Consider the following 18,773-nt stretch of genomic DNA (forward strand, 5'->3'; position numbering starts at 1 on the left):
ACTTTTTGGGGTCAGTCTATCTGTGGCTTTTTGTTTAAATGGTTTTGCTCCTGGTTCACTAATGACTTAATGAACTATTGAACTAATAAGTTTCACTATCTGGCGGGATGCCATAATCGACAAACTTCTTTTCTTTTTTCTCTTTCTTTTTACTGAACCAGCCTTTTACTGAATTAAAAATGGCAGAAAGGTGTTCCGCATCAAGCGATTTTCCCAGTTTTCCGGAAACCAATCCTACAGCTGCTTTAGTTAAAAAACCAGCACCTCTAAAGATGGTTTTATTCATAATCATAGGTAAAAGCAAAGACATGGCTGTGCTACTGATGTTCAGCTTTTCATCGGCCTTGAACAAATTGCTGGGTGTAGCATATCTTTTAATCAGCGCGCCTAAAGTAAATTGGTGAAAGTACGCTTTAGCATCTGTCTTTAGCATTTTTTGCTTCAGGGTATATTCCACTTTTAGCTCAAGTTTTTTAGCCTGCAGGTCTTCGAGGTTTCTGATGGTTTTATAGCTTCTCATCTACTTCCTCCTTATCTGCTAGTTTATCGAAATACTTTCTTATGGCAATATTGATGATTGCTTTTTCGATGTATTTATCTTTTGTGAAATATACAATTACCGCAATTAAGATGTAAAGTAAGGATACACAGCCAAAGCCAGCGGCATAATTGTGTAAAACCTCACCCAGGTAAAGCCCAAGCGTAACAGAACCGAACAAAAAGGCCAATACAAAGCAAACGATAACAACAGTGCTTGTTACCAGATCTGCAAAAACCTTGGATACTTTTTCTATAAGATAAAGCCTGGTGTACTCTACCCGGGCTTCTAAAAAGCCTTTGGCATCATCTACCAGATCTTCTATACTTTTGTCTTTATTTTCTTCCTGCATAATTCAGATGAGATTTAACAGGGGCAAATGCCCGGCTATACCTGTTTATTTCTTAAGCGTGTTCTACGTCGTCGCTATACTCTTCTTCTACGCTTCTTAATTTGGTTTTGATAGAGCTTACTACTTTATCTTTTAAGCTAGCCAGGTTATTAATTTCATCAGCAGCTTTATCTTTAATCGAATCGCCTAAATCTTTTAACGATTGGCTTAATTTGTCGCGCGTTTCTTCGCCTTTATCTGGTGCGAATAAAATTCCTAGCGCTGCACCTGCAGCTAATCCTGCTAAAAGCGCAACTACAACTTTTGAGTTATCATTCATAATTAATCTATTTTAAGGTTTAACAATTAAGTACAATATAAAACTACTACATTATTTTATTGTTAAGCTATATTATAACTCCATATGCTCATTATTTGTTTTAATTCTTTCCAATCTCTCTGATGCGAGCGTACTCGTTTCGTAAATTTTAACAAGCAGTATAAAATAAGATAGTAGTAAAGGGCCAAAAACAAGACCCAATATACCGAATAAAGGGATACCAATAATTACGCCAATTACAGTAATTATTGGGTGGATATTGCCAATTTTTTTTGCAATGATAAAGCGCAGTACATTATCGATATTGATAATAACCACAAAACCAAAAACAAGCATGGCCCAGCCGGCAAAATTATTGCCATTTGCAATCTGCAAAATGGCCGCCGGAACAAAAACTACTGGTGGTCCCAAAACCGGTACAAACGATATAAAAGTAGTAATTATGCCCCAAAAAAGCGGGTCTTTATATCCTAAAATAAGAAAAGAAAGACTAACCAATGAGCCTTGAACCAGACAAATTAAGCCCTGTCCCAAAACATTGGCATAGGTTGTGTTCCTCATTTCATCACCAAAGCGTAGGGCATTTTGTTCTCTGAACGGTGCGTATTTAATTAACGAAAATTCGAATTTTTTGCGCTCAATAAGCATAAAGTAGAGTAAAAAGTACATCACCAGCAGACTTAAAATAATATTTACTGCACTCGAAATCAGAGATGGGAATAATTGCGTAGCCCAGTTGCCCAGCCTGTTCATACCTTCCTGAATTAAATCCTGGTTAATTTTTATGGGAATAAGATGTTGTAATTTAACGAGCAGGTTTTTGAAAAAAATTTCATTATTTCTCAACTCTGAAATTTTACTGATTACCATGCTGCTTAAGGCATAAAATGGCAGTACAATTAAAATTATGCTAATGGCAATTAGCGAAATGGCAACCAGTCTTTTGTTCCATCCTTTCCTCTCTGCCAGGTGGATATAGGCAGGGCGCATAATGGTGTAAAGCACAAGTGTACTTAAAATGGCACTGAAAATACTTTGTAATGAGTAGGCAATTAATATCCCGAGGGCAATAATGATAACAAGGTTAATGTTGTTACGTTGCTTATATGAGAATACTGACATAATTTAAATGCTTGGTATTCTTTAAATGTGAAATTGGCAGGTTTTGTTTTACCTAATTTTAATTTAGTTCGTCAATATTAATACCCGAGTAACCAGTAATAATGGTTACACTGGTGGCTGGGTAGTTTTCTTTTATTTTTATTAAAATCTCTCTCCCGTCAATATCTTCCAGCCCCGGTAATCGCACAATACCAAATCGAAGGCCTGTTCCTTTAAAACAGAGGGCGCTGTTGCACCGGATCCTGTACTCGAAACTTCGAAGCCATTTTTGGTTAAAAATGTTGAAACCAGTAACCCGATATTTATCTCATTATCTACTATAAGTATTTTATTTTTCTCTAATAGCATTCTTTATGCTAAAAAGAGCTTCAAATAATCAACCAATTAATTATTGGAGCGCTCTGGATTAACAATTTAGATAGCGCATAACTACTTAAAAAAATTAAATTGAAAAACTTTTGCAATATTTTGTTGTATTGAGTTCGAATTAATACTACAATTGGCTATTCGCCTCTAAAAACGGCCTTTCTTTTTTCTACAAATGCAGCTACTCCTTCTTTAAAATCGGCTGTTTCGAAGCATTTTCCAAACGCTTTAATCTCTGTAGCATACCCATCATTATTGTTTACAGCTGCAACAACCGATTTAATAGCGGCAGAAACCGCCAGTGGCGCACGCTGCTTAACGGCGTTGAAAATTTCTTCTGCTTTAGAGATTAGCTCACTTTGTGGCACCACATAATTTACCAATCCAAACTGCAATGCATCGGTAGCTGTAACCATATTGGCTGTAATAATCATTTCTATGGCTTTACCTTTTCCAACCAGTTGTGTAAGGCGTTGTGTGCCACCATAACCCGGTATTAGTCCTAAGGTAACTTCGGGTAGCCCCAGTTTTGCGTTTTCGGAAGCTATGCGCATGTGGCACGCCATGGCCAGTTCTAATCCGCCGCCCAGCGCAAAACCATTAATGGCCGCAATAAATGGTTTAGTAGAATTTTCTATTGCATTAAAAACAGCATCTTGCCCTTGCTTTGCCAGTGCTTCACCCTGTTCGCCATCATAATCAGAAAACTCTTTAATGTCGGCACCCGCAACAAATGCCTTTTCGCCGGCACCGGTAATAATCACACCTCTTACTTCTGTTGTTCGATCTGCAAATGCAACTACATCTGCCAGTTCGGCTAAAGTATCTTTGTTTAACGCATTTAGTGCCTTTTCGCGGTTAATGGTAATGTATAAAACCTGTTCTTTTATTTCTGAGATTAAATTCTGGTATGCCATAGCTTAAAAATTTCTGTTTTCTGTAACCCAATCCTGTATATATGTCACAATGCTGACCATTGTTGTGCCTGGCGGAAATAGCGAACCCACACCCATATCAGCCAGTTTTAAACGGTCGGCTTCTGGAATAATTCCTCCGCCTGTTAACAACACATCGTCTAACTGTTTTTCTTTCATCAGCTGAATAATCTTAGGAAAAACTGTCATATGGGCACCCGATAAGATAGAAATACCAATGGCATCAACATCTTCCTGTAATGCAGTGTTGACCACCATTTCGGGGGTTTGACGAAGGCCTGTATAAATCACCTCCATTCCTGCATCCCTTAAAGAGGTTGCAATCACTTTTGCGCCTCTGTCGTGGCCATCTAACCCAACTTTAGCCACCAAAACACGAATTGGCCGGTTTAATACTTTGCTCATAATGAATATTAAGTTGTTGTAAATGTATTGAATTTATTAAGCAATTGTGCAATAAGACCTTTGCAGAAGATGTTTCTAGTCTATTAGTTATCGCAATGGTTTACAGCTGTAAGCAGGGCTGAAATAATTCTCTGTTTAGCTTTTAATCTGTAAGTAATAGGTTTATGCGCTATTAACTAACAACTGTGGGCTAATAAACCTTTAATCATTGTATAAATCCGCTCAATCTTTTTACATTTGCATTCCTAATTTACAGGTTTTTATGAGTGAAGAGAAGTCATTGAACTTTATTGAAGAAATTGTTGAGAACGACTTAAATAGTGGTAAGTATGAAACCCTGGTTACGCGTTTCCCGCCAGAACCAAATGGTTATTTACACATCGGCCACGCGAAAGCGATATGCTTAAATTTCGGACTAACACAAAAATATGGCGGGTATACCAACCTGCGTTTTGATGATACCAATCCGGTTACGGAGAAAACAGAATACGTAAACAGCCAGCAGGAAGATATTAAATGGCTGGGTTTTAACTGGAAAAACGAATTGTATGCATCGGATTATTTTGATGAGTTATACGGTTTTGCCGTTAAGTTGATTGAAAAAGGTTTAGCTTACGTTGATGAAAGTTCTGCTGATGAAATTGCGTCCCTAAAAGGTACGCCAACTGAACCCGGACAGGATAGCCCATACCGCAATCGCAGTGTTGAAGAAAATCTGGCCATTTTTACGAAAATGAAAAATGGCGAGTTTGCTGATGGTGCTTATATTTTAAGGGCAAAAATTGATATGGCAAGCCCGAATATGTTAATGCGCGATCCGATTATTTATCGCATTAAACATGCTGAGCACCACCGTACCGGTAATAAATGGTGTATTTACCCTATGTACGATTTTGCACACGGGCAAAGCGATAGTATTGAAAACATTACCCATTCGATTTGTACCCTCGAGTATGTTTCGCACCGCGAACTGTACGATTGGCTTATCGAAAAATTAGAGATTTTCCCTTCCAAACAATATGAGTTTGCACGTTTAAACCTTACTTCAACAGTAATGAGTAAGCGTAAGCTGCTGCAACTGGTTAACGAAAATTTGGTTAACGGTTGGGACGATCCGCGCATGCCAACCATTTCGGGTTTGCGCAGAAGAGGTTTTACGCCAAAGAGTGTTCGCGAGTTTTGCGAACGTATTGGTATTGCTAAACGCGAAAATTTAATTGAGTTGAGTTTGCTTGAATTCTGTATTCGTGAAGACCTGAATAAAAGCGCTAACCGTGTAATGGCGGTTTTAGATCCGATTAAACTGGTTATTACCAATTATGATAAAAATTCGGAAGATTTAATTGGCGAAAATAACCCGGAAGCAGAAGATGGCGGTGGTACCCGTGTAATTCCTTTCAGCAACGAACTTTGGATAGAGCGTGAAGATTTTATGGAGGTGCCAGCTAAAAAATGGTTCCGTTTGGCGCCTGGCGCAATGGTACGTTTAAAATTTGCTTACATTGTAAAATGTGAGGATTTTGTGAAAGATGAAAACGGTAACGTTACCGAAATTCGTTGTACTTATATTCCTGAATCGAAGAGCGGAAATGATACCAGCGGAATAAATGTGAAAGGAACCATACACTGGGTAAGTGCACAACATGCCAAAACTGCCGAAATCCGCTTGTATGAGCGTTTATTTACTTCAGAAACACCTGATGCAGAAGAAGGCGACTTTAAAGATTATTTAAATCCCGAGAGCTTAACGGTATTGCCAAACGCTTACATTGAACCAGCTTTGGCCGATGCCAATTTAGAAAGCCGTTATCAGTTTATCCGTAAAGGTTATTTCTGTTTGGATAAAGATTCGACAGCCGATAAACTGGTATTTAACCGTACGGTTACGTTAAAAGATACGTTTAAGAAACCAAATTAGTTTTAGCTATTTTAACCACAGATAGGCACAGATGAACACGGATTAACGTGGTTTGTCTGTGCTTTCTTGTTAATAGGGGTTAATCGGTTAATTGTTTAAACTGGTTAACAGTGTATGATATGAATTCCCCCTCTTACATCTTCCATCATCCTTTTCCCATCTTTTAGTATTTCGTATACACATTATAAAGCACCAAAATATCTACAGGTGTAAGTGTCGATGTAATATCGGTTTGAATGAAGTGGATTTTGAAAGCGGTAATTGCAGCAGGCAGGTTGCTGGTATCATAACCGATATATTTTAAAGCCATTTCGGTATTAAAATCGGTAGGTGGGTTTTTCAACACATCATCGTACCAGTAGCCAAAGCCCTTATCGGCCAGTTTTTTCCAGGGGAAGTTTTTAGGATCATTTTTACGCTTCGGCGCAATATCGGCATGACCAATAAAATTGGCAGTCGGGATACCGTAAGTTTTCTTTAAAGTAGCCAATAGTTTAAGGAGGCTGTTAATTTGTGCATCGGGCCATGGATCGGTTAAACCATTATTATCCAGTTCGATACCAATAGAAGAAGAATTCAGATCGGTATCTTTGCCCCATTTGCTTATACCGGCATGGTTGGCACGCAAATAATCGTTTACCATGTGTACTACTTTGCCATCGCGGCTAACAACATAGTGCGCACTGGTGCCGGCTTTTGTTGAAAAAAAGGTTTTAACTGTTTGTGCCAGGCTATCTTGCGCGGTATGGTGTATCACTACAAAATTGGGTTTACGTATCCCAAAATTTACAGAACCAATCCACTGTTGGTTTGTTGCATTTAATGAATCATAAAGTTGCCCTGTTGGAGGTACAGTGCCAATAATTTCTGCAAAACCTTTTGCTTTGTCCTTATAAATTTTTTCGGTTGCCGCATACTTGCTCGTGGTACATGAGGCTAAAACCATTGTTAGAGAAAAAGCAGTTATGATAGAGGTTTTGTATAAATTAGAAAACAGCATAGGCATGTTGATTAAAAGAATGAAGTTACAAAGTTAGGCTAAACTTCGCCCAATGCATCAAACTTTATACAAAGCTTTCAAAAATTACTAATTTAGCGGCGATATACTTTAATATGAAGAATTTATACAAATCAACTATACTTTTGCCGGTTTTGGCTGTTTCTGTAGCTGCGTTGTCTGCTTGCGGTGGGGGCTCTAAACCTGCTGATGATAAAAACGGAGCTGTACAAAAAGACAGCCTGACCAGTTATGTGGCCGATCGTTTGCCGATTTACGAAAAGGTAAAACTAACCACCAACATTAACCAGCTAAGCGTTAACGACCGTAAAATATTGCCGCTACTTATTCAGGCGGCAGAAATCATGGACGAGTTGTATTGGAAACAGGTATACCCGCAACGCGATAGTCTTTTGGCTACCATCAAAGATGAAAAAACACGCGATTTTGTAAACATCAACTACGGTCCGTGGGATAGGTTAAATAATGATAAGCCTTTTGTACAGGGAGTTGGCGTAAAGCCTGAAGGTGCAACGTTCTACCCTTATGGTATTACCAAAGAAGCAGTAGAAAAATCTGATCTGGCTGATAAGTTTGGCGCTTATTCGGTTATCAGGAAAGATAGCACGGGCAAATTATCTACCGTGCCTTACCATGTTTTATTTGCCGCTGAGTTGCAGAAAGTAAGTTCGTTATTGAAACAGGCAGCCTTAATAGCTGAAGATGCCGGCCTAAAAAAATATCTGAATTTAAGGGCTGATGCCTTGGTAACCGATAATTTTACAGCTAGTGATTATGCCTGGTTGGATATGAAAACCAATGGTTTGGATATCATTATTGGCCCGATTGAGAATTATGAAGATAAACTTTTCAATGCGCGCACCAGTTACGAGGCTTATGTTCTGATTAAGGATAAAGAGTGGAGCAAGCGTTTAGCCAAGTATGTAAAAATGCTGCCCGAATTGCAGAAAAATTTACCTGTTGAAGCAAAATACAAAACCGAAACACCGGGAACGGATTCTGAATTAAATGCATACGATGTGGTTTATTATGCCGGCGATTGCAATGCCGGATCGAAAACAATTGCTGTTAACTTACCCAACGACGAGAAAATACAGCAGGAAAAAGGCACCCGTCGCTCGCAGCTGAAAAATGCAATGCAGGCAAAATTCGACAAAATACTGGTCCCTATTTCGAAAGAACTGATTGATGCCGAGCAACAAAAATACATTAAGTTCGATGCCTTTTTTGCCAATGTAATGTTCCACGAAGTTGCGCATGGTTTAGGTATTAAGAAAACAATAACCGGTAAAGGCTTCGTTCGTGCGGCTTTAAAAGAACAATACAGCTGGCTGGAAGAAGGTAAAGCCGATATTTTAGGTTTGTATATGGTAACAGGCCTGCTTAAAAAAGGTGAATTACAGGGCGATATAAAAGATTATTACACCACTTTTATGGCTGGTATTTTACGCTCGGTACGCTTTGGCGTTTCGGAAGCGCACGGTAAAGCCAATATGCAATGCTTTAATTACTTTCAGGAAAAAGGTGCCTTTGAGCGTACGGCTAAAGGAACTTACAAAGTAAATTTCGACAAATTTGCATCTGCCATGAACGAGTTAAGTGCATTCATCATTACGCTTCAGGGCAATGGCGATAAAGTTGCAGTAGAAAAGGCACAAAAAGAAAAAGCCATTATCCATCCGGAATTGCAAACAGACCTAGATCGTTTAACCAAAAAGAATATCCCGGTTGATGTTATTTTTGAACAGGGTGTTGATGTGTTGGGGGTAAAATAATATTTCTCATTAAGAGATTCAAAGGCCATAGAACAACAGGTGCAAACTTGTTGTTCTGTGGCTTTTTTTTGGTTCATTTGTTCACTGGTCATTAGTAATTGCAAATTGGTTATTTGTATTAATTGTTTAAACTGGTTAATCGGTTAACTGTAGTATGCTTATTTTTCTATGCACCAAAATTTTAGTCATCGAAGTGCCGACTCCAGACTTAGGACTAAAGACTTTTTCAAATTTCCTGTAACCTTTTAAAAAAACGGTCGTCTTATCTATAACAAAATCATGGAAACCTTTCGTTTCCGAACTAAACTTTAAAATGATTTGCAATAAATGGAAAATGCCTGTACAGGCGTTATGGAAATTTTTTTGCCCGATTTTTTTAAAATATTTAAACCAGACCAATGAAAAATTTATACAAAATATCATTCATCCTTAGTTTCTTTTTTACCACTACACAGCTTTTTGCCCAAACAACAGCTAAGCCCAATATTAGCGGGGTAATTCTGGATGAAAACAATAAACCGGCAGATTATGTTACCGTAGTGCTCTTCAAAGCAGCAGATTCGAGTATCGTTAAAACAGCCTTTACCGATCCAAATGGTACGTTTGGCTTTATAGTACCGGGCAAAGGAAGTTACTTTTACAAAGCCAGCAACATGGGGTATAAAACCTTTAAAAGTAAAACCGTTACGGTAGCTGAAGACAATCAGAAAATTGATTTCGGCACAGCTCAGCTGGTTGCGACTGCACAGAATTTAAAGGAGGTAAACGTAGCCGTTACCAAGCCGCTGATTGAAAGAAAGATGGATAAAATTGTGATGAATGTTTCTAACAGTTCTATCATGACGGGTTCTTCGGCATTAGAGGTTTTACAGAAAGCACCGGGTGTAACGGTCGATCAGAATGATAAAATTTCGATGATGGGTAAACAAGGCGTACTGATTCAGCTGGATGGAAAACAAACCTACATGAGCAGTGCCGATGTAGCCAACTTGCTGCGTAACATGCAGAGCTCCGACATAGAAAGTATCGAGCTGATTACCAATCCATCTTCCAAATACGATGCATCGGGTAATTCAGGAATTATTAATATTAAAACCAAAAAGAATAAAAACGGTGGAACGAATGGTAGTGTAAATGGTTCGCTGGGTTATGGTAAAAACCTGAGGGCAAATGCAGGTTTAAACCTGAATCACCGTACGCAGAAGCTAAATCTTTTTGGTAATTATAACTATGGTAAGTTTGAGCGTGATAACCTGATCGCAATCGACCGGATTTCGAACGGAACGCCAGATACTTACTTTATGCAGGTTGGCGAGAGTAACAGGAAACAGTATAACAATAATTTTAAGGCAGGTTTAGATTATTTTATCGATAAGAAAAATACTATTGGTTTACTGGTAAACGGTTATTTTAACCATGGCACCGAAGCTGCAGGAAACAATACCTTAATCGGTCCGTCTTTTCAAAAAATTGATTCTACATTGATTTCAAACAGTCTGCAAACAAATAAGTACAACAACGTTTCTTACAATTTAAACTATAAATCTGTTTTAGATACTGCTGGTTCAGAAATTTCGGCGGATGTAGATTATTCTAAATACAATGGGAACGATGGTTCTGATTACGCAAACGATTATTTATTTGCTAATGGAAACCGGATTCGCCCCATCAGTTACATTAGAAACAACACCCCATCAATTATAGATATTAAAGCCTTTAAGGTTGATTATAATGTATCGTTAAGTAAAACGGTTAAACTCGAAGCTGGTGTTAAGAGTAGTTGGGTTAAAACCGACAATGACTTGCAGGCTGAGGAATTTGTGAATAATGTTTGGCAAAACGATGTACGCCGCAGTAATCAGTTTATTTACGATGAAAATGTAAACGCCGCTTATACCAACTTAAACAAGCAGTTTAAAAATACCAGTGTACAGATTGGTTTAAGGATGGAACAAACCAATTCGAAAGGAAATTTAGTAACAACCAATACAGTGGTAAAACGAAATTACTGGGATTTTTTCCCAACACTATTTGTGCAACAAAACCTTTCTAAAAACAATCAGCTGGGTTTTTCGTACAGCAGAAGGATAGACCGGCCGAGTTATGATGCTTTAAACCCTTTTATTTATTATCTCGATCAATATACTTACAGCAAAGGAAATCCTTTTTTAAATCCTCAGTATACGCATAATTTTGAACTCAGCTATACCCTGTTGCAGAAATATATATTATCTATCGGCTATAGCCGGGTAAATGATGTAATTGCTGAAGTGATTTTACCAGATGCTGTAAATAAAGCACTTTATCAAACCAATGCCAATATCGCTACCAATATCAGTTACAATGCCAACTTAAATGTGCCAGTTCAGATTACCAAATGGTGGCAAACCAATAATAATTTGAATGTTTTTTATCTGAGTTTCGAAGCTCCGGATTTAGCGGGAAGCGCTCTGAAAACAGGAAAAACATCTTTCCAGTTTAAATCGCAGCAAACCTTTACTATTGTAAACGGCTTTACGGCAGAGCTAAATGGGAACTACGAATCGCCTCTTGATTATGGTACCCTTAGCTTAAAAGCCCGTTATTCTATCGATGCAGGTTTAAGCAAAACGCTGTTTAACAAAAAGGCAAGTTTAAAACTGGCGCTGTCTGATATATTCAATATGTCGGAAAATAACTTATCGAGCGCATATCCAGGTTTGACCTATACTGTGCATCAAAAAAACGAAACCCGTGTTGGACGGATCAGCTTTACTTATCGTTTTGGTAAAAATGAAATCAAGCCTGCACGCCGCCGCACTACTGGTACAGAAGCAGAACAGGGAAGGATGAAGAATTAACCCACCTATTTTGCAAAAAGAAATTATTGATAAAAATAAACGCCGTTCATTTTGGTGAACGGCGATAAATCGTGCGTATAATATTGGCTGTTCTTTACCAGTCTGAGCTAGCCCCTCCGCCTGAAAATCCACCACTTGAAGAACTGTTACCGTTCGATGAATTATCACGGGATGATCCCCAATCGCCGAAATTACTTTCGTTGCTTGGACGTTCTTCCTGTTGTGTTTGTTGAGGAGGGGGAACATTATTGTGATATCTATTCCTGTTTAAAAAACTATTCGCGAAATAACCAGTTGCTGCGCCCGCAAAAAAGGAGCCCATGCCGCTTCTGCGACCGCCATTGTAGCCACCATCATAACCGTTATTATAGCCTCCATAATCACCTCCTACCTGCGGAGGGCCGCTTGGTCTTCGTCTAAAAAGTCTGATAATGAGCATCACTACGATTGTTGCAAATGCAATCCCAAAAAAACCAAGCAATGATAAGCTGTGGTCAGATTTTTGATGGCTAACAGTTTTGGCTTCCTGTTTATCAACAGCCACAAGAGATTGTACTGCGGGCGGTTCGCCATAGCCTGCACTATCAAGTTTAAAAGCAATATTGGACACCAATGCAAAGAGGCCCTTTCCATAATCTTTTAGACGAAAATGTGCCTTTGTTTTAGCTAGTGCATCCTGACTGGTTTCAGCATTAAAAATAGTTTCAAGGTTATAGGCTACTTCGAGTCGTTGCTTTCGTTGCTTTACTGCGGCAACGTAAACTAAACCATCCTCTTTATTGCCAACTTTCCATCTGCGGGCAATAATTAACGAATATTCTTCAATATCGTATTCCTTTGGTATTTTATTTACAATAACAAGTGCAAGTTGTACACCTGATTTTTTTTCGATTTGTTTAATGGTATCGTTTAATTTTTTAATTTCCGACTTAGAAAGCACTTTTGCAAAATCATTTACATAAGTGTCTTTTAAAGGTTTTGGTATTTGCGAAAATGTAGTAAACGTTACGAAAATTAGTAGGAGCGATAATATATATTTCATGATTTAAATTATAGAGCCAATTTAATAATTATTTTTTCTTAAAACTATGCATTAATGGAAGTGGAGAATGAACTCGTTTTAATTTAATTGAAAACGCCCCTCATTTTCATGAAAGGCGTATAAAAGTATTTATGTTGCTTACGGCTATCCGGGACAGTAATTTAGAATTTATATTCCATTACATAATCGTCCATAACATACCCCTCGCCAATATCGAGTTTTACAGATTCTTTAATGGTAAAGCCCCCTTTTAAGTAAAAGTCTTTAGCCTTATTGTGTTTGTTAACATTAAGCTGTAAAGCCGTTCCTCCGGCATCTTTTATCTGATTAAAAACCTCGTTAATCAAAATCTTACCTACGCCTTTACCATGAGCTGATGGCAGCACATATAGTTTGTGTAATTTGTAAATACGTTCTTCGTGGCCGATAATGGAATAGCCCGCAAAACCATATTGATTTTCGCCTTCTTCGGCAATCAAAAAAATATGGCCTTCCATCAATTGTTTCAGCAGCTCGCCCTGGTTGTACATTTTATCTAACATATAATCAATCTGAGCCTGACCAATAATATCCAGATAGGTTGATGGCCAGGTTGCTGCGGCAATATCCCTGATGATTTCTATATCCTGTTCTTTTGCTTTTCTAAGGGTAATCATATCGGTTCGCTAATAAAAATAGGTTGTCCAGAAAAGGTAAATTCTACAAAGCCATCGTTCACCACTTCGAAAACTTCTTCTTCGGTTTGCATCAGGTTGGTTACCTCCAGGTAACGGTTACCATGAATTAAGAATTCGCTGCCAGCAGGTTTCCAAACAGAAAAGCCCGATTTAATAGGATAGTGTTTAGCTCTTTCTGTAAATACTACCAGGTTAATTTTATCTTCAAATCCTGCGAATTTTTCTAAGTCGAACTTTTGGGCAATCACGTTAACTGCCGGATATTTTTCTTCAAATAAGAAGTTGATAGCTACCATTAATGCATCAACCGGGCCCTGAACAACTTTGGTATCTTCCTGAACGTCGTGATTGGTGCCGTTTACCAAAACATCTACCTTCAGGCCTAATGAGACTATTTTGTCGTAGTTGTCGCCATTAACCAAAAGTGTTGGGCTCCATTCCAAAAGCTGTCCTAAAAACTCTTCGTTAAAATTGCCAAGCTCGTCGATATACAAAGCTGGTTCTTGTTTCTCTTTTACAATGTGATGTGATGACATGTTGCGAATATAAAAAAATCACATTAAGTATGGTGTACGAAGAATCAACCAGATGTAAAATGGTTAACGGTTGTAAGGATATTCATTTACCCAGCGAAAGCCCCTGTTAATTAACCTAAAATCTTTCAGATCCTTCTTTTTAAAACTAACTGTGATAGAATCTTTGCCTTTTAGGCCAGAAATAATCAGTTTGTCTTTTCCAATAAGCTGGTAAGTTAAAATATATTGAGCGGACTCCTTATCTACCGAGCCTAATGTGAGCTCCCGCTTTTTTGTATTAAACACTGTTGAGAAGTTAAAGGTACTGTCGTTCATTGTTTTTATACGGGCATAACCAGAATAGTTAATCACCATTTGTTTCCACCGGGTGCTATCGGTAGTTAAAGGTTGAAGTGTTTTGCCTTTAAGCCTCATGCTTTCTACATTGTAAATGCCATATAAAAATGGTTTGGGTGCATCGCCGCCGTAAGTTTTTCTTTGCTGGTTAAACGTATACAATAAAGTACCAAAGGAAACTGTTATGTACAGGTATTTTATGCCATAAGCCGAAAAGTAGAGCCATCGCTTTTTAAAAACTGGCTTGTACATCTTATCTAATTGCGCACTTTCATATTGAATAAAGAAACGGTATAATTTTAAGAAATGAGGTGCCAATATAAAAAGGCTCATCACAACAAGGGCTGTAGAGAGTAATTTTACGGGCACATCGAAGAAGTAATTCATCGACATTACATGAGCAGTTGCTGCAAGTGATAGAAAAGCGCCTACAATTATGGTTCGGCGAAATAAGAGTAACACTGCAGAAACTTCTATAATGCCCATGAAAATATTGTAGCCTTTGGAGAACCCAAGGAAAGTCCATGCCAGGCCCATAGGCGATGCATCGCCAAAAGGTTGGAGCAGACGGTTTAAAGAAGGATCGGGAAACTGGAGTTTAATGACTTTGATTAAGCCGTATAGCACGAGGGTAAAAGCCAGGTAAAACCTGATCAGGACTACCAGCCAATAATAAGCAGCATTATAACTCTTGCGCTTGCGGTCGAAAAGAGACCAAATGATACAGCCCGTTAGTGAAACAAGAAATATAAAAAGCAGCAATATCCAATCGTAGGATGTATCGCCGCTGCCATTGGTATAAATTTTAAAATCGTACTTATAATGAATAACATGTTCAGAAAACCACGGGATAAACTTGTGAAGGACCAGCGCTGGCAACTGCAGCAGGCCTGATATAAAAGGAAAAGCCCCGTTATTGTTCAGGAAAATAAACAGCGGCAATAAAATGAAGAAGAACCTAAAAGAGATTTTTTTTAAAACACCCCAGTGGGCATTGTTTTGAAGAGCGTTTTCTGACATATTGGTTTCGGTTTATCCCAAAACTAAAAAATATCTAACGCGTATTCAAATTACAAGTAGCTAATTCACAGCACTTTCTTTAATTGAAGTGTAAAAATCCTGATAAGCTTCTATAAAATCATCGGCAAAATTTATCGCTCCGGAAACGGCAATACCATAAACACCGGTTTGCATTAAGGCTTCAGCATCGTAAATTTTAATGCCGCCTACCGCCAAAACGGGTAGTTGAATGTTTGCCGCTTTAAGTTCTTGCACTGCTTTGTAATAACCTTCTACTCCTAACAGAGGCAAATTGTTTGGCTTGGTTTCGGTTGTAGCAAATGGCCCGAAGCCCGCATAATCTACGCCCTGCTTAGCTAAACGAATTAAGTTTTCTATCGCATTTGCCGATCCACCCAGCGTAATATCGTTGCCAATCTGGTTGCGGATAGCAGCGAAATCTGCATCCATATCCTCAATATGAAAGCCCTGTATATCGGCCTTGCCATTTAAATGAATGTGATTGGTAACGATTAGTGTAGTACCCCAATCATCGCAGGTTTCGGCAATGGTATTTATATCGGCCAAAAGTGCTTCATCGGTTTTGCTCAAGCAACGGTACTGTATCCACTTTGCTCCTGCTTCGCATGCCAGTTGTGCCTGCTCTATGTGCGAGAGGTGTGGAATATCGTGTGTGATGTAGTGGAGCTTTTCGATGTATTTCATGTTAAACTATTGTTCTGGATCGGGGTTGCAATATAAACAAAATCGCCATTGAGCGTTTGTCCTCAATGGCGATTTTATACTTTGGTCTTTATGCTTTAGCCTTTCAGCTTTCGGGCTTTCTTAAAACTTCACATTCAGGCTTAATAAAAAGTTGGTTCCTGCCTGTGGATAAAAGAAGTTTTCGGTAACCCTGCTGCCGCCCAATTGGTAGCCATAAGTATAACCATTGTTCTCGTAGCGTTTATCAAAAATATTATTGACCAATAAACCCAGATTAATGTTCTTAACCCCGGCAAATTTGAAATCGTAACCTAAACGTGCATTACTTACCCAATAACCATTTATTGTACGATCGTTATTTTGGGTGTTATCTAAATACTGCTTGCTTACATATTTGCTTTGTAAGGCTACCGCAAAACCACTAACCGGCTTGTAGACCAGTTCGCCAAAAAGTACGGCACGCGGTGAGTACGAAATATCGGGAAGTTCGTAGTTGTTTACTACCTTGCCGCCATTATCGTAATCATCATAATACTCCGTAAAATTCTTGATTTTGTTGCGGCTTAATGCAGCGTTGGCGTTTAATATAAACTGTTTACTAATGGTGTAGGCACCATCCAGCTCTATACCCAAACGGTAACTTTTATCAACATTCTGGCGATAACTGGCTCCAACATCATTTATTTGGCCGGTAACCACCAACTGGTTTTTATAGAACATACCATAAGCATTTGCGCCGATGTTTAATTTGTCGTCTTTATATCTGTATCCCAATTCTATATCACTTAAGCGTTCTGGTTTAGGCGAAATACCTGCTACCGAAGCATCGGTATAATCATCACGGTTAGGTTCTTTGTTAGCCACGCTGAATGAGGCATATACATTACTTTCGGGATTGATGAAGTAAGTAGCGCCAAACTTAGGATTAAAGAAATTTAAAGTTTTATTTATGGCGAGTGAATTCAATTTGTTTTCAGTTCCGGCGATATCGTAATAAACGCGGCGGTATTGTAAATCAGCAAACAAGCTTAACGATTCTATAGGGCTGTAGTTAACCTTAGCATAGGTGTTGAAGTCTGTTTTAAAGCCATCGTTATCATAATAATGCCTGTCTATATTGCCGTTTGAGGCATATTGTGCCCAGATAACCTGTCCAAAGTGTGCACCTTTATATTCGTTATATGCACCACCAAGCGTAAAGTTGAGGTTCTTTTGCGGAACATAGTTAAACGCATAGGTAACGCCATAAAAGTCGTTATCTAACCAGCGGCGGCGAATCAAATCTGTTTTGGTAATTGGCGTACCACCGGCAATAACAACCGGATTTAAGCCGTAATTTTTTAGTTGATCCTGCACACGGTATTCTTCGTAGTAGCCTGAGCCCTGGGTATAGTGTAGCGCTCCGTTAAATGAGAACTGATCAGAGAACTGTCTCGCATAAATTAACTGATAATGGTTTTGAACATAATTATCAGTTTGGTTATTGTATAAGAAACTGTTATATCTTCTTCCTGAGTTTAACAGGTTAGCTGCGTCTTCCGCGCTAAGCTCATTCCGGGCTATATAGGCATTCATGCCAGCCACATCATTTTCTAAACGCGATTGCGGAATGCCATTCCACGACTGATAAGTTTTTTCGTTACCAGAGAAAACATTTACGCGCAATAAATCCTTGTTACCATGGTATGCACCTGAAAGGAAATAAGATTTAAGTAAAGATGAACCACGATCTACATAGCCATCAGAACTGATTCTCGATAAACGGCCATCGAAACTAAAACGGTTGTTAATTAAGCCTGTTCCAACTTTTACGGTGTTTTTCCAGGTGTCAAAACTACCATAAGTGCTATTTACTTCTGCATAAGGTTCGGTTTCGCTGGCGGTAGTCTGGATGTTTAAGCTGGCACCAAAAGCACCGGCTCCATTGGTCGAAGTACCTACTCCTCGCTGAATCTGAACATTATCAACTGATGAAGCAAAATCGGGCATGTTTACGTAAAATGTTCCCTGACTTTCGCTATCGTTAATTGGAATACCGTTAACCGTTACGTTAATGCGGCTATTGTCGCTTCCCCGTATGCGGATTCCGGTATAACCAACGCCAGCACCTGCATCCGAATTAACTACCACACCTGGAGTATTCTGTAAAATAAAAGGTAAATCCTGGCCAAAGTTATTTTGCTGGATTTCTTCTTTGCCAATGTTCTTATAAGTAGTTGCCGATTTTTCGGTGGCCCTTGTTGCCCTTACAATCACTTCATCGGCCAGAAAATTCTGCGCGGTTAAAGAGAAATCTATCGTACTGTTTTGCGAAAGGGTTACTGTTTTTTCTTCAGTTTTGTACCCAACATAACTCACTACAAAGGTATATTTTCCATCAGCGAGGTTTGATAGGGTGAAGTTTCCGCCTGCATCGCTCAATACAATGGTTTTCTTATTTTTTATTTTAACGGTGGCCCCAGGTAGGGCATTACGGTTTTGGTCCGTTACCTTGCCGGTAACAGCAAGTTGTGCCGATGCAAAGAAAGGCAATATTGCAACAAGCGCTGCAAATAGTAAATTTTTCAATGTTCTTGTTTTTAGTTAAACCAACCGGAAAAAGGGGTTTCCCCGATTTTTAGTTAAACTTCCATAACTCCAATCCCTACGCCGGCATTACCCGGATCAGGTGCATGACTTTAAAATTCCAATAATCAAATTTCAATGTTCAGTTTTTGAAAATTGAATATTTTGATTTGGTTATTCAAGTCAATGGGTATGTTCTCAGCCTGTTTTTGTGTTTATTTAAACAAGGCACCCCTAATGATGGTGCAAATGTAGGGAATATTTGGCAATTCGGGCGGATATTGTGATATTATGGGGCTAAAAG

Annotated in this window: 17 protein-coding genes and 1 riboswitch; of the genes, 3 read left to right on the forward strand and 14 right to left on the reverse strand. The window is 38.7% G+C overall.

The genetic code is table 11. The features are described from left to right. Window positions 1-82 precede the first annotated feature (82 nt). From DBR40_RS22210 to DBR40_RS22240, 7 genes are all read right to left on the reverse strand, one after another. Entirely contained in the window at window positions 83-520 is a 438-nt protein-coding gene (locus tag DBR40_RS22210) for a hypothetical protein (RefSeq protein WP_124561932.1), read from the reverse strand. Next, entirely contained in the window at window positions 507-890 is a 384-nt protein-coding gene (locus DBR40_RS22215; RefSeq protein ID WP_124561933.1) for a phage holin family protein, read from the reverse strand. The genes DBR40_RS22210 and DBR40_RS22215 overlap by 14 nt, the downstream gene beginning before the upstream one ends. 52 nt (window positions 891-942) lie before the next feature. Next, the gene (locus DBR40_RS22220) at window positions 943-1,209 is read right to left on the reverse strand and encodes a YtxH domain-containing protein (RefSeq protein WP_039474732.1); all 267 of its coding nucleotides are present in this window, start codon (window positions 1,207-1,209) and stop codon (window positions 943-945) included. Between the two features lie 72 nt (window positions 1,210-1,281). Next, the gene (locus tag DBR40_RS22225; RefSeq protein ID WP_124561934.1) at window positions 1,282-2,331 is read right to left on the reverse strand and encodes an AI-2E family transporter; all 1,050 of its coding nucleotides are present in this window, start codon (window positions 2,329-2,331) and stop codon (window positions 1,282-1,284) included. A gap of 141 nt (window positions 2,332-2,472) precedes the next feature. Next, window positions 2,473-2,679, reverse strand: coding sequence for a response regulator (locus DBR40_RS22230; RefSeq protein ID WP_158674115.1), 207 nt, complete (start codon window positions 2,677-2,679; stop codon window positions 2,473-2,475). A 155-nt stretch (window positions 2,680-2,834) separates the two neighbouring features. Then, window positions 2,835-3,614 (reverse strand): enoyl-CoA hydratase/isomerase family protein, encoded by a 780-nt coding sequence (locus tag DBR40_RS22235; protein ID WP_124561935.1) that lies wholly within the window; start codon window positions 3,612-3,614, stop codon window positions 2,835-2,837. Between the two features lie 3 nt (window positions 3,615-3,617). Then, window positions 3,618-4,037 carry a cobalamin B12-binding domain-containing protein gene (locus DBR40_RS22240; RefSeq protein WP_124561936.1) on the reverse strand — a complete coding sequence of 140 codons (420 nt, stop codon included), beginning with the start codon at window positions 4,035-4,037 and terminating at the stop codon, window positions 3,618-3,620. Window positions 4,038-4,299: 262 nt separating this feature from the next. Here DBR40_RS22240 and DBR40_RS22245 point away from each other — a divergent pair, with 262 nt between their 5' ends. Further along, the gene (locus DBR40_RS22245) at window positions 4,300-5,955 is read left to right on the forward strand and encodes a glutamine--tRNA ligase/YqeY domain fusion protein (RefSeq protein WP_124561937.1); all 1,656 of its coding nucleotides are present in this window, start codon (window positions 4,300-4,302) and stop codon (window positions 5,953-5,955) included. A gap of 163 nt (window positions 5,956-6,118) precedes the next feature. On the opposite strand, the gene DBR40_RS22250 is transcribed toward DBR40_RS22245, so the two are convergent. Then, window positions 6,119-6,901, reverse strand: a complete 783-nt coding sequence (locus DBR40_RS22250; protein ID WP_233603959.1) for an N-acetylmuramoyl-L-alanine amidase — start codon at window positions 6,899-6,901, stop codon at window positions 6,119-6,121. Window positions 6,902-7,068: 167 nt separating this feature from the next. On the opposite strand from DBR40_RS22250, the gene DBR40_RS22255 reads away from it, so the two are divergent. Both DBR40_RS22255 and DBR40_RS22260 read left to right on the forward strand, forming a co-directional pair. Further along, complete coding sequence (locus tag DBR40_RS22255) at window positions 7,069-8,748, forward strand: dipeptidyl-peptidase 3 family protein (protein ID WP_124561939.1); 1,680 nt, start codon at window positions 7,069-7,071, stop codon at window positions 8,746-8,748. 398 nt (window positions 8,749-9,146) lie between these two features. Further along, complete coding sequence (locus DBR40_RS22260; protein ID WP_124561940.1) at window positions 9,147-11,588, forward strand: outer membrane beta-barrel protein; 2,442 nt, start codon at window positions 9,147-9,149, stop codon at window positions 11,586-11,588. A 94-nt stretch (window positions 11,589-11,682) separates the two neighbouring features. On the opposite strand, the gene DBR40_RS22265 is transcribed toward DBR40_RS22260, so the two are convergent. The 6 genes from DBR40_RS22265 to DBR40_RS22290 all read right to left on the reverse strand — a co-directional run bounded on the left by DBR40_RS22265 (window position 11,683) and on the right by DBR40_RS22290 (window position 18,472). After that, entirely contained in the window at window positions 11,683-12,630 is a 948-nt protein-coding gene (locus DBR40_RS22265) for a TPM domain-containing protein (RefSeq protein WP_124561941.1), read from the reverse strand. A 161-nt stretch (window positions 12,631-12,791) separates the two neighbouring features. Next, a complete protein-coding gene (locus DBR40_RS22270) occupies window positions 12,792-13,286 on the reverse strand; it encodes a GNAT family N-acetyltransferase (RefSeq protein WP_124561942.1) in 495 nt (164 codons plus the stop codon). Further along, window positions 13,283-13,843, reverse strand: coding sequence for a thiamine pyrophosphokinase (locus DBR40_RS22275; RefSeq protein ID WP_124561943.1), 561 nt, complete (start codon window positions 13,841-13,843; stop codon window positions 13,283-13,285). Before DBR40_RS22275 ends, DBR40_RS22270 begins: the two co-directional genes overlap by 4 nt. A 63-nt stretch (window positions 13,844-13,906) precedes the next feature. Continuing rightward, entirely contained in the window at window positions 13,907-15,199 is a 1,293-nt protein-coding gene (locus DBR40_RS22280) for a hypothetical protein (protein WP_124561944.1), read from the reverse strand. 60 nt (window positions 15,200-15,259) lie between these two features. Further along, the gene (locus tag DBR40_RS22285) at window positions 15,260-15,904 is read right to left on the reverse strand and encodes a thiamine phosphate synthase (RefSeq protein WP_124561945.1); all 645 of its coding nucleotides are present in this window, start codon (window positions 15,902-15,904) and stop codon (window positions 15,260-15,262) included. Between the two features lie 120 nt (window positions 15,905-16,024). Further along, entirely contained in the window at window positions 16,025-18,472 is a 2,448-nt protein-coding gene (locus DBR40_RS22290; RefSeq protein ID WP_124561946.1) for a TonB-dependent receptor, read from the reverse strand. A gap of 56 nt (window positions 18,473-18,528) precedes the next feature. Next, a riboswitch (TPP riboswitch) is annotated at window positions 18,529-18,627 on the reverse strand. Between the last annotated feature and the right edge of the window lie 146 nt (window positions 18,628-18,773).

The sequence above is a fragment of the Pedobacter sp. KBW01 genome, assembly GCF_003852395.1.
Taxonomy (GTDB): domain Bacteria; phylum Bacteroidota; class Bacteroidia; order Sphingobacteriales; family Sphingobacteriaceae; genus Pedobacter.